Below are 12,233 nucleotides of genomic sequence, written 5' to 3'. Positions count from 1 at the left end.
GGATCCCGGCGAGGCGGGCGGCGACTTGCCCGCGCGACCGTCCAAAAGCATGCTGCGGAGTACCGCGCGACCGGAGGATCCATGCCGATATACGAGTACAGGTGCCGCGAGTGTTCGCACGAGTTCGAACTCTTCGTGCGGGGGGCGATGACGCCCGCGTGCGCGTCGTGCCGGAGTGCCGAGCTGGAAAGACTCATCTCCCTTCCGCGCGTCCACTCCGAAGCCCGCAGGGAGCGGTCGCTCGCCGCGGCGAAGAAACGCGACGCGAAGCTCGGGAGCGAACGCACGCGAGCGCAGCGGGAGTACGAACTGAGCCATAACGACTGATCCACGACGGATTCCTGCGGGCGGACGTCCCGAGTGAGGAGCCGGGCGAGGCGGGGACGGAGATGATGTGATGACGGAAAGCTACACGCAGGCGCTGGCCGAGCACGGGATCGACGACGTACAGCCGCTCTACCGACAGCTTCTCCTGCGGTTGAAGGCGCGCGACGGCGGAGCCTACGAGCGTGCCGTCGCACGGTATCGGTCGGATGTGGAAGGCGTGACGGGGGGAGGCGAGGCGCTGGCGGCGTGGCTTTCCTATGGGGCGTGGCTGGCTTCCAGCCTGGAGCCCGGAGGACTCTTCACGATTTCGGAGGCGGGACTCGCGGCGGGCGCGCCGGACCCGTTCGCACCGGGCGCCATGCTGATCCATCTGCCCGCTGCGGCGAACCGCAAGGGCTTCGTGATCGCCATGCCCGCCGCCCCGTCGGAGGCGCAGCGCGCAACCGCCGACCTGCTGTGTGAGTAGGACGAGGATGGCCGAGGCGGAAGTGGGGGAAGAAGCGGTGGAAGAGGAGGCACGGCAGTGACGCAAGGCACCCTGCAGCACGAACGCATCGAACGCCGCGCGCTCGAGGAGGAAATGCGCGAGTCGTTCATCGACTACTCGATGAGCGTCATCGTGCAGCGCGCGCTCCCCGACGCCCGCGATGGCCTGAAGCCGGTGCATCGCCGAATCCTGTACGCGATGCTGGAAGAGGGGATGCGCCCCTCGCGGCCGCACAAGAAGAGCGCCACGGTCGTGGGCGACGTGCTGGGCCGGTATCACCCGCACGGCGATGGCGCGGTGTACGACACCATCGTCCGCATGGTCCAGGACTTCTCGCTGCGCTATCCGCTCATCGACGGCCAGGGAAATTTCGGTTCGATCGATGGCGATTCCGCCGCCGCCTACCGCTACACGGAAGTGCGGATGACGCCGGTGGCGATGGATCTCCTCGCCGACATAGAGCGCGACACCGTCGACGTGCGGCCCAACTTCGACGGGCGCCTGACCGAACCGGTGGTGCTGCCCTGCCGACTGCCGCACCTCCTGTTGAACGGCAGCGACGGGATCGCGGTCGGCATGGCGACGAAGATCCCGCCGCACAACGCCGGGGAACTCCTCGCCGCGGTCGACCACCTCGTCGCGAACCCGCGGTGCGACACCGACGAACTGCTCGCCCGCCTTCCCGGGCCGGATTTCCCGACGGGCGGATACATCCACGGCCGGGCCGGCATCGAGTCCGCCTACCGGACCGGGCGCGGACGACTCGACATGCGCGCCAGAGTCCACGTGGAGGAAGGCAGATTCGGGAAGAGTTCGCTGATCGTCACGGAACTCCCCTATCAGGTGAACAAGACGCGCGTCATCGGGCAGATCACGAAGCTCGTGCGTGCCGGGCGGGCCGATGCGATCACCGACCTGCGCGACGAGTCCGACCGCGACGGGATCCGGCTCGTGATCGAACTCAAGCGCGACGCGCAGCCCAAGAAGGTGCTCGCGACGCTGTTCAAGAAGACACAGCTCCGTTACACGTTCGGCGTGATCATGCTCGCGCTCGTGGATGGCAAGCCCGAGGAGCTGGATCTGAGAGCGGTCCTCGGCACGTGGATCGACCATCGCCTCGCCGTGATCCGCCGCGGCGCGGCGCACGACCTCGCCCGGGCCGGGGACCGCGCGCACGTCGTCGAGGGGCTCCAGGCGGCGCTCGACGAAATCGACCGCGTCATCGACATCATCCGCGGCTCGAAGACGCCGGCGGGGGCGCGGAAGGGACTCCTCGCCGCGTTCGATCTCACGGAGCGGCAGGTGGACGCGATCCTCGCAATGCGGCTCGTCCGGCTGACGGGTCTGGAGCGGGAAAAGCTGGCGGAGGAACTGAGGACGCTGCGAGCGGAGATCGCGCGCCTGACTGCGCTGGTGGAGGACGAGGCGGCCCGGCGGGGATTCCTGCGGGCGGAGATCCGCGAACTCGCGGGGCGCTACGACGACCCAAGGCGGACGGAGATCCTCGACGACGATACGGAGTTCCGGCTGTCGAAGGGTGGCGGGGGCGAGGCGCAGTTGGTGCTGGTGAGTCGCGGCGGCTACGTGAAGGCGCAGCCTGCCGCGACGGGCGGGGGGATGGCGGGCGCGGAAGTGCTGTCCGACCGCGAAGGCGACTTCGCGCGCCATGCGTTCCTGACGCGGGGGGCGCACACGCTCCTCGCGATCACGGCCCGTGGCAACGCGCATGCGCTACCCGTCTCTGCGCTGCCAAGGGGCACGCGGAGCTCCCGGGGCCGCCACGTCGACGAGTTCATCGACCTGGAGCTTGGAGACGAGATCGTCGCGCTGCTCGCGGCCGAGACCTTCGCCGATGACCGATTCCTCGTGGTCGCCACAAGGCGGGGTCACGTGAAGCGGTCGGCGCTGTCGGAATACGCGAACGCCCGGAGCGCGGGCATCATCGGCGCCGGAATCGCGCGCGGCGACGAGGTCGTGGCCGCGTTCATCACGGAAGGGAGCAGCGACCTCCTGTTCGCGACGCGATCCGGCCAGGCGATCCGCTTCCCCGAATCCGCCACTCGCGCGATGGGCCGCACGGCCCGCGGCGTCAAAGCCATCGATCTCGCGCGCGGCGATGTCGTGGTCGCCGCGGCGGCTCCGCGCGCGGATTCCGACCTGCTCGTGGCGACCGCCGCCGGGTACGGCAAGCGCATCCCGTTCACGGAATTCAAGGTTCAGGGCCGGGCGGGCAAGGGGTTCACCATCCTCCCCGAGCGGGAGCGGACCGGCGGTCTCGTGGGTTTCACCGAAGCGCACGACGGGGACGAGGTGGCCTGGGAATTGTCCGATGGATCCGTGGAGTCGACGTCGGCGGCCAGCGTGATCCGTCGCTCTCCTCGCGAGGCCGGGCGCCCGGCTGTGCGGCTTCGGGCCGGCGTTGCGGTCGAGGCTGTACACCCGATGCACTCGGGACGCCGTGCGCGCACCGCATCGCCCGGCCGCGGGCAAACCGGCGAGCTTCCCCTCCGGGAAACGCCCTCGGACGGCGAGGAGCCGCAGGCCGAGTTAGAGTTCGAAACGCAGGACCGCTAGGTTGCGCCTTCGTCTGTAACGCTCGTCCGGGGGAGTCCATGCGAAGACTCTGTGCGATGTTGGCGATGGCCGCGCTCGTCGGGTGCGGCGGAGGGACGCCGGAAGACGGCGGCGGCGCCGTGGCCGCCACGGCGCCTGACGATACCGCGGCCATGCACGCTGCGCGTCTGGCCGAGAGTCTCGGTGGGCGGGAGGCATGGGATCGAACGCGATACCTGTCGTTCCGCTGGATCGTGGAACGCGATGGCCGGATCGTGGCGAACCGCGAACATTCGTGGGACCGGTACGACGGACGATACCGCATCGCCTATGCGGAGGACGGAACACCCCATCTCCTGCTCTTCAACGTGCACGAGATCGATCCGCACCCCGAACTCGAGAAGGTTCCGGCGGGACGCGCGTGGGTCGGGGGGGAGGAGCTGGCCGGCGCGGCGCGGGACTCGGCGCTCCGGCGCGGTTACGGCGCCTTCATCAACGACACGTACTGGGCGATCATGCCCTTCAAGTGGGACGACCCGGGCGTTCACCTCGCCCATGAGGGGGCGCGTACGCTTTCCGACGGCAAGGCGTACGAAGCGATCCACCTCAGCTTCGACCAGGGCCTGGGTACGACCGAAGACCAGTACTGGGGTTTCCTGGACGAGTCGGGGCGCATGATGGCCTGGCAGTACCACCTGGGGCGGTCGGACGCGCCGGGGGAGGTCATCTGGTGGTCGGACTGGCAACCGGTCGGCGACATCCAGTTCGCCATGACGCGGCTTCTGGATGGGGGCGACCGTTTCATCTACTTCGAGGATGTGGCCGCGGGTGAGACGGTGCCCGAGGGACGCTTCGACCCCCCGACACCTTGACCGGGCAGGGATCCGGCTCGATGGCGCCGGACTCGATCTCCTCGAGCAACGAGGAGGGACAGCAGTACCGTAACGGCGTGTACAAGCCGCTCGACGAGAGCACCCTGCCGGACGCGCCGGAGACGGAAGCCTTTCCCGACCGCGGTCACGGCCCGCCGTTCAAGTTCGTCCGCCGCATGTCCCGGGTGCCCCGCCTCAGGCACATCATCGGCCCCTCCGTCATCGCGCTCGGCATGGGTCTGGGAAGCGGTGAGTTCCTCCTCTGGCCCAACCTCGTGGCGGCCAACGGGTTCTCGATCTGGTGGCTGTTCTGGATCGGAGTCGTGACCCAGTTCGTCGTCATCGGCGAGATCGAACGCTGGACCATCGCCACCGGCGAGTCGACGTTCGCCGGCATGGCTCGGCTCGACCGGCTTGGGTTCTGGCCCTGGCTCTTCCTGGTTGCGACGCTTGTCAGCTTTTTCTGGCCCGGGTGGGCGTCGCAGTCCGCCGAATTCGTGGGTCAGATCGTGGTCCTCACCGGAGGGCCGCAGATCCAGTGGCAGCCGATGGCGCTGCTCATGCTCGCCTGCATCTGGTTCGGCCTCGCGGTCTCCCGCATCGTCTACAACGTCCTGGAGCGCTGTGAGATCGCCCTGGTGGCGGGTTTCTTCCCTCTCCTCGCGATCACGCTCCTCGCGGTCGGTTTCGTGCCCTCCCACCTCCTCGAACTGGCGGTTGGCGCCGTCTCGTTCGGGAGCGCCCCGGCCGAACTGTTCACGGGGGATCAGTTCCCGACGCTGATCCTCGCGGTCGCGTATGCCGGCACCGGGGGCACGCTGCTCCTCGCACAGTCGCTCTGGTTGCGCGACAAGGGCTTCGGGATGGCGCGGTTCCAGGGACGGATCGCGGGCATTCGCGGGCGCAATGAGGATGTCAGCACGACCGGGTTCGTCTTCGACACGAACGACCCTGCGCAACTCGGTCGTTTCCGGGGCTGGATGCGGGTCGTCCACCAGGAATTGCTCGTCACCTTCGTTGTCCTGACGCTCTTGAGCGTGGTCATCACGTGCATGCTCGTCGCGACGACGCTGGGCACGGACAACCCGGGCATCGCGGGCGATCTGACCACGATGGTGACGCTGCAGGGCGAGGCGATTCAGCGCGTCGGCGGGTTATGGCTCCGCGTCGCGTTCCTGCTCGGCGGATCGTTCGTCATCTTCTCGACCCAGCTTGCGATCCTCGACACCGTCACCCGAATCACGGGCTGCATCTTTTACGAACGCTACGGATACAAGACGCGCTTCTTCACCCAGAAACGGACGTTCCTGGTGTTCCTCACGATCTTCGTGCTCGCGGCGATGGGGATCATTGCCGCGTCATGGATCGGCGGGGAGGCGCTGGATGTGCTTCAGCCCGATTTCCTGCTCCTCATCGCGGGCCCGTTCACCATGTCCAGCATGTTCCTGTTCACACTTGTGATCGGCTACATGAACGTGCGCCGGCTGCCGGTCGAGTTGGGGCCGCCGACCTGGAAACGGTGGAGTCTGCTGTGGGCCGCGGTGCTGTGGGGATGGTTCACGGCCGAACAACTGTCACGAACAACGATGCTGGTCGCGGGAGTCGAACCGCAGTTCCAGGAGTCGCTGGCGCTCCACCCGATCCGCATCGTGTTCTACGCGCTGTGGCTGGGGTCGCTGGCGTGGTTCGCGGCACGCACCCTTCCGCGACGGGCGGCGCGAGGGGCCTGAGCGCTAGCCAGTGGGCTCCGGCACCGCTTTCGCCATCTTCCCGGACATTTCCTCCGCGCTCTTCATCTGCGAGAGATCGAGCGTGAAGTCGGGTCGTTCGGCGGGAGACAGCTTGTCGAGCAACTCGCGGATCTCGCGGGGCGCCAACCCGGCCGCCTTGAGATCCTCCTTCGTCGCGACCCCTTCGCCGCGGATCGATTCCGACTCGGGGTCCGGCCGCAGCAGGCTTCGCAGCACCTCGAGTTCCCCCGCGCTCAGCCGCGCCCCCAACACTTCATAGTCGACCCAGGCCTCGTAACTGAGCGGCGCAACCCGCTGGAGCATGCCGGCCATCACGCGCCCGTACTCCTGGATTTCCCACTGCGCGTGAGCGTCCACCCGCAGCCGCAGGAAGTGGAGGAGGTTGTGCAGATCGATCTTCCAGTACCACTGCGTATAGGTGGACAGGGGGAGGTCGATCCGCGCGAGTTCCCGGGCGACATCCTCGGAGAGCAGCCACTCGTAACCATGCGCCGCTTCGTTCCGCAGTTGCTCCCAGCGTTCGATCGCGCGGCGGTACAGAGCAGTTGGGGCGGGGTCCGCCTCTCGGCCCTGGTTGTTCAAACGGCTCTGGTAGGCGAACTGCTCGTGGCCCGGTTCGTAGAACAGCAGCGGCAGGAGACTGTAGCGGGCGCTGAGTTCGTTGACCGAAGCCGTGCGGTGCCGGATCCACTGTCGCGCGACGAACATCGGCATGGAGCAGTGGAACTTGAACTCGACCATCTCGCTCGGCGTCGTGTGCGCGTGGCGCCGCAGATACCGCACGAGACCGCGAGTCTGGCTGACGCGACGCGTGCCGGCTCCGTAGCTGACGCGAGCCGCCGCCTCCACGTCGGCGTCCGAGCCCATGTAGTCGACGAGCGCGACGAATCCGTGGTCGAGGACGGGGAAATACCCGCCAAGGATCTCCTCGGCCGCGGGGACGGTCGGCCTCCCGGTGGTTTCCATGAGCTACCCGTGCCGCTACAGGGGAGTGTCGTCGGCCAGAATATCAGTTCGTGAGCACCCGGGCGACCGCGCGCCGCCACCCGGAATAGAGCGTTTCGCGCTTCTCCCCGTCCATGACCGGCCGCCACGCGCGGTCGTGTCGCCACAGGGCCGCGACCTCCCGCAGGTCCGTGAACACGCCGGCGCCGAGACCGCCCAGCATCGCCGCCCCCAGCGCGGTGGTCTCCGTCACGACCGGGCGCCCGATCTCGAGGTCGAGGATGTCGGCGAGAAACTGCATGGCCCAGTCGTTGTTCGTGAATCCGCCGTCCACGCGCAGCGTCGCCGGTCGCGGCGCTCCGTCGGCCTGCATCGCGTCGATCAGTTCGCGTGACTGGTAGGCGGCCGCCTCCAGCGCCGCCCGTGCGATCTCGGCCCGCCCCGTGTCGCGCGTCATGCCCAGCAGGGCGGCGCGCGCTTCCGGATCCCAGTGGATGCCGCCCAGCCCGACGAAGGCGGGGACGAGCACGACCCCACCCGTCGAATCCACGGAACGGGCAAGAGCCTCCGTCTCGGCGGCGTCGGCAATGATGCCCAACCCATCGCGCAGCCACTGCACCGATGCGCCGGCGACGAAGATGCTGCCCTCGAGCGCGTACGTGCGTTCCCCGTGGAGTTGCCAGGCCACCGTCGTGAGCAGGCCGTGCCGCGAGGCGAGCCGGTCCGCGCCGGTGTTCAGCAGCGCAAACGCGCCCGTTCCGTAGGTGAACTTCATCCCTCCCGGCTCGAACGCCGCTTGCCCGAACGTCGCCGCCTGCTGGTCGCCGGCCACGCCCCGCAACGGGATCGCGCGGCCGAAGAGTTCGGCGGATGTCTCCCCAAAATCGCCGGCCGAATCGCGAACCTCGGGCAAGACGGCGGCAGGCACGCGCAGCAGTTCGAGCAGTTCCGGGTGCCAGCGGCCTTCATCGATGTCGTAGAGGAGGGTCCGCGACGCGTTCGACGCATCCGTCGCGTGCACGCGCCCGCCGGTCAGACACCAGAGCAACCAGGCGTCGATCGTACCGAAGGCCAGTTCGCCCTTCGCCGCCGCCTCACGCGCTCCCGGCACGTCGTCGAGGATCCACGCCAGCTTCGTTCCGGAGAAGTACGGGTCGAGCCGCAACCCGGTGCGGCGCGCGATCAGCCCCTCGTGCCCCGCCCCGCGAAGCTCGGCACACGCCTTCGCCGTCCGCCGGTCCTGCCACACGATCGCCGGGTGAACCGGCTTGCCGCTCGCGCGTTCCCAGACCACGGTCGTCTCGCGCTGGTTCGTGATGCCGATCGCCGCCACATGATACCCGCGCCTCTCGGCGGTCTCGATGACCTCCCGCGCCACGTCGATGGCGTCGTCCCGGATGCGTTCGGGATCATGCTCCACGCAGCCCGGCATCGGATAGCTCTGGGGCAGCTCGCGCTGAGCGCCGGCGACCCCCACCGCGCCGAGATCGAACGCGATGGCGCGGGTGGAGGTCGTCCCCTGGTCGATTGCAATCACAGCCGGTTCGGTCATGAGCTCCAGGCTCCAAGCTCGATCTGCGGCGAGGTCGCCTGCGGCGGTCGCGAGTATGTCACCCGAACTCCTCCACATCCCCCAAGACCGCCGGTGCCCGCGAGTCCGACGCGACAGTGCGTGAGACCATCCCGGCCACGCGGCTCACTGTAAGTGACACGGGACGTAGATGCTGGAGCCGTCGTGCATATCGTACCTGCCGAATGCGAGGCTCAGGCGAACACCCCAGCCGAAAGGGATGACGATCGTGACGGTGTGAGTGCCCACCAGCGTCCCGGATGTCTGAGAGTTCGGACCTCCCGAAATGTATGCCGCACACTCGCTCTGTGCTGCGGCTTCAGAAGGCTGCGCGAGCGAGAGCGCCAGGGCCCCCACAAAAACCCGTGCCACGGTGAGCGGCCACTCCGCCCTGCGGTTTCTCCTCGTACTCCTCATCATCATCCACCTCCCCGATCGGTCCTTGCAGGCGACGCCCTGCCGCCCTTCCGACACAAGGATCCGGCGGGCCATCAACGGGCCATCAACGGTGCGCCATGGCGGTCATCCGCCCCCGGCTACAAGCCGGACCGGCGCGATTTCGAGGCCCACGCGCCCGGGGGTTGAGTACGACGCGATCCAGTCCGTTGACACAAGGATCGGGGCGGGGCATCAACGGGCGATCAACGCGCCAGCCCGGCGGCGAGCGGAAGGTCGGGACACGCCTTCGCTGTCCGCCGGTCCCGCCACACGATCGCCGGGTGAACCGGCCTGCCGCTCGCGCGTTCCCGGATCGCGGTGGTCTCGCGGTGGTTGGTGATGCCGACCGCCGGCACGTGATACCCGGACGTCTCGGCGGTGTCGATGGCCTCGCGCGTGACCCGTGCCGCATCGTCCCCCGATCTGCACGGGATCGTGCTCCACCCAGCCCGGGGCGGGATAGCTCTGCGTCAACTCCCGCTGCGCCGTGGCGATCGTCCTCCCGCGGAGGTCGAACGCGATGGCGCGAGTCGAGGATTGACCGTTACCCCCCCGGATCCGTGAGTTCGATGTTCGCGGTCAAGAGTCCGGCGGCCTTGAGGCCTTCGGTAAGCACCGCTCGATTCATGCCATCAAGGTAGACCGCACTGGATAGCATCCATAGCCAGTCTTCACGCTCCGCCGGCACGGCAAGGCGCGCAGCTTCGTAACGCTCCACATCCAGGAACAGCCCGATCGTGTTTTCGGAGGTGATCCGGGCGAACAGACGGCCGTCCTCAAGGGGCCGGAGGCTCGAGACGAACTGTGTGCCGAGGACTCGCTCCGGCCCTCCGAACGCCTCGATGGTCTCACGATTCGTCCTCAACCTGAGATCCCGCATTTCCTTCGGCAGGAAGAGCACGCTCACCAAGGTCCCCTCGGCATCGAAGCTCACAAGCGCGAGCTGGTCCTGATCGAGGACGTGGATCAGGCCATCGTCGGACACGGTCACCAAGTCCGTACGCAACTGGAATGGGCCTTCCGGATCGGGACGCAACTCGTCCGGGATCCGCCCGAACGCGACGTTTCCGCGCGCCGTCACGCGGGCCAGGTAGTGGTCCACGAACGCGTCCCCGGCTACGAGCAGCCCCAAGTCCGGATGGACGGCCGCATCGCTCGCGTTCCCCGGCATCAGTTGGCTGCGAACGAAATCTCCGTCCGGGCTCAGGTACGACGCTCGCCCGGCTCCGACGTCAACGACGAGGATCTGCTCACCCGCGTAGTCCATGCGGCTCGGGAATCTGTATTCCCCGGGGCCATCGCCGTCTCTGCCCGAGATCCGCACCGGATTCAAGCTCCGGTCGAGCAGGACGATGCGGCCGTTGAGCCCGTCCGCGACGAAGTAGCCGCTTGGGGTGACGAGGATGTCCGCCAGCGAGCCGAAGCTCACCCGTTCGTCGAACTGGTCCAGGTGGGCGCCGAGCGACCGGATCTCGTAGATCTGGCCGGTCTCGACGAAATGGGCGCGTCCATCGTCGCCGCCACCCGGATCTCCGTTACACCCGGAGAGGCCGAGTACGCTCGCCAGTCCCAAGGCGACCGATCGCATCAAAGCAGACCTCACCCCTCGAGATCGCACGCGGTCGCGCAGGTCGAAGTCGTCCCATGGCCGATCGCGACGATGGCGAGCGCGGTCATCTGTCCCCGGCTAAGAGCTCGATCCGCGCGGTTTCGAGCCCCGCGCTCCCCCGGGGTGTGAGCACCACGCGATCCAGTCCGTCCAGGTAGAGGCCACCCCGCAGTCGCAACTGTTCCTCTTGGCCGGCGGGGATGCCCAGGGGGATCGCTTCAAGGCGCTCCAAGTCCAGAACGAGACCCTTCGTAATCGCACTGTCCGGGCGCACGGCCGTGATCTCGGCAAAGAGTCTACCGTCTTGGAGAGGCCGGAGGGTCGTCACGCTCTGAGTGCCCAGGACCCGGGCCGGCCCTCCGAACGCCTCCTCGGTCTCTTGCGCGCTCCGCAATTCGCGGGCCCGTATCTCTCTTGGCAGGAAGACGATGCTCGCGAGCTCCCCGCCGGGGGAAAAACTCACGAGTGCGAGCTGGTCTGCATCAAGGACGTGGATCACGCCGTCGGCCGTGACCGTGACCAGGTCCAGGGGCCAGCGGAACAATCCGCCGGCGTCGACGCGCAGCTCTTCCGGAATCCGCCCGAAAGCCGTATCCCCCTGCGCCGTAACCTGCGCCAGATAGTGGTCCGGAAACGCGTTGCCCGCGACGAGCAACCCGAGTTCCGGATGTAGCGCGATATCGCTTGCAAGGCCGGGAAACCGTTGGCTGTCCACAAAATCGCCCTCCAGGGTCAGGTACGCGACTCGGTCGTTTCCGCCATCGAGGACCAGAATCCTGTCCTCCGCCCGCTCCAGACGACTCGGGAACTTGTATTCCCCGGGTCCCTCCCCCTCTCTGCCCATGATCCGCACCGGATCGAGATTCCGGTCGAGGAGGACGATGCGCGGATCGAGCCCGTCGGCGACGAAATAGCCGGTCGGCGTGGCGAGTACGTCAGCGACGGAGCCGAAGCTCACGCGTTCGTCCAGTTGATCGACGTGGGCGTCGGATGATCCGATCTCGTAGGCCTGGCTGCTGCTCTCCGAGAAATAGACCCGTCCGTCGTCGTCGGCATCCGGAGCGCTTCCGCACCCCGCGAGACCGATGGCGCCCGCCAGACTCAGCGCGACGGCGCGCGAGACGATCCCCGGCCACCGAGCGGAACTCGGTGGCCGGGAACGGTTCGCAGCCAAGACCTCAGGCTGCACGGGACGCGACCTCGAACCGATGGCTCCCCGGACGTGGCTCACTGGAAGCTCCACTCCGTGTAGTCGTCGCACCGGACGTACGTCGTTGACCGGCCATCCCTGTCGTACATGTCGTACACGCCAACGTTGAAGGTCGCGGTGATACCGACCGAAAGACCGAAGGCCGCGCCGAGATTGAGCGAAACGATCTGGTAGCCCCTGAGTGTTCCGCTCGCCGGATTGTCCGGTCCTCCCGAGATGTACGGCGCGCACTCGCTCTGCGCCGCGGCCACCGACGGGTTCGCCAGCGAGAGCGCCAGGGCCCCCGCGAAGGCCCACGCCACGGCGAGCGGCCACGCCGCACGGCTGTTTCTCCTCGTCCTCATCATCGTCCACCTCCCCCGAATGATCCCGGAGGGCGACGCCCTGCCGCCCTCTCTGACACAAGGATCGGGGCGGGCATCAACAGGCTATCAACGCCGGGCGGCAACCCGGCGACGAGCGGTGGATCGG

Annotated in this window: 11 protein-coding genes; 5 read left to right on the top strand and 6 right to left on the bottom strand. The window is 67.9% G+C overall.

The genetic code is table 11. From position 1 onward, the window contains the following. Window positions 1-81 precede the first annotated feature (81 nt). From ACOGXI_RS15695 to ACOGXI_RS15675, 5 genes are all read left to right on the top strand, one after another. Window positions 82-327, top strand: coding sequence for an FmdB family zinc ribbon protein (locus ACOGXI_RS15695; RefSeq protein WP_419939753.1), 246 nt, complete (start codon window positions 82-84; stop codon window positions 325-327). Between the two features lie 70 nt (window positions 328-397). Next, window positions 398-793, top strand: coding sequence for a hypothetical protein (locus ACOGXI_RS15690; RefSeq protein WP_419939752.1), 396 nt, complete (start codon window positions 398-400; stop codon window positions 791-793). A gap of 57 nt (window positions 794-850) precedes the next feature. Then, window positions 851-3,388 carry a DNA gyrase subunit A gene (gene gyrA, locus ACOGXI_RS15685; protein ID WP_419939751.1) on the top strand — a complete coding sequence of 846 codons (2,538 nt, stop codon included), beginning with the start codon at window positions 851-853 and terminating at the stop codon, window positions 3,386-3,388. A 38-nt stretch (window positions 3,389-3,426) separates the two neighbouring features. Next, window positions 3,427-4,239: a hypothetical protein gene (locus tag ACOGXI_RS15680; protein WP_419939750.1), complete on the top strand. Its 813-nt coding sequence runs from the start codon at window positions 3,427-3,429 to the stop codon at window positions 4,237-4,239. A 20-nt stretch (window positions 4,240-4,259) separates the two neighbouring features. After that, window positions 4,260-5,969 (top strand): Nramp family divalent metal transporter, encoded by a 1,710-nt coding sequence (locus tag ACOGXI_RS15675; protein WP_419939749.1) that lies wholly within the window; start codon window positions 4,260-4,262, stop codon window positions 5,967-5,969. Window positions 5,970-5,972: 3 nt separating this feature from the next. Here the strand turns inward: ACOGXI_RS15675 and thyX are convergent, their stop codons facing one another. From thyX to ACOGXI_RS15645, 6 genes are all read right to left on the bottom strand, one after another. Continuing rightward, entirely contained in the window at window positions 5,973-6,956 is a 984-nt protein-coding gene (thyX, locus tag ACOGXI_RS15670) for an FAD-dependent thymidylate synthase (RefSeq protein ID WP_419939748.1), read from the bottom strand. 43 nt (window positions 6,957-6,999) lie between these two features. Then, complete coding sequence (glpK, locus tag ACOGXI_RS15665) at window positions 7,000-8,487, bottom strand: glycerol kinase GlpK (RefSeq protein WP_419939747.1); 1,488 nt, start codon at window positions 8,485-8,487, stop codon at window positions 7,000-7,002. A 659-nt stretch (window positions 8,488-9,146) separates the two neighbouring features. Continuing rightward, on the bottom strand, window positions 9,147-9,377 hold the full coding sequence (locus tag ACOGXI_RS15660; RefSeq protein WP_419940224.1) for an FGGY family carbohydrate kinase: 231 nt from the start codon (window positions 9,375-9,377) through the stop codon (window positions 9,147-9,149). Window positions 9,378-9,487: 110 nt separating this feature from the next. Beyond that, the gene (locus ACOGXI_RS15655; protein WP_419939746.1) at window positions 9,488-10,531 is read right to left on the bottom strand and encodes a hypothetical protein; all 1,044 of its coding nucleotides are present in this window, start codon (window positions 10,529-10,531) and stop codon (window positions 9,488-9,490) included. A gap of 85 nt (window positions 10,532-10,616) precedes the next feature. Next, entirely contained in the window at window positions 10,617-11,726 is a 1,110-nt protein-coding gene (locus tag ACOGXI_RS15650; protein WP_419939745.1) for a hypothetical protein, read from the bottom strand. A gap of 53 nt (window positions 11,727-11,779) precedes the next feature. Continuing rightward, complete coding sequence (locus tag ACOGXI_RS15645) at window positions 11,780-12,106, bottom strand: hypothetical protein (RefSeq protein ID WP_419939744.1); 327 nt, start codon at window positions 12,104-12,106, stop codon at window positions 11,780-11,782. Between the last annotated feature and the right edge of the window lie 127 nt (window positions 12,107-12,233).

Source organism: Candidatus Palauibacter sp. (assembly GCF_965208055.1).
Classification (GTDB): Bacteria; Gemmatimonadota; Gemmatimonadetes; order Palauibacterales; family Palauibacteraceae; genus Palauibacter.
This window is presented reverse-complemented; position numbering and strand designations above follow the sequence as displayed.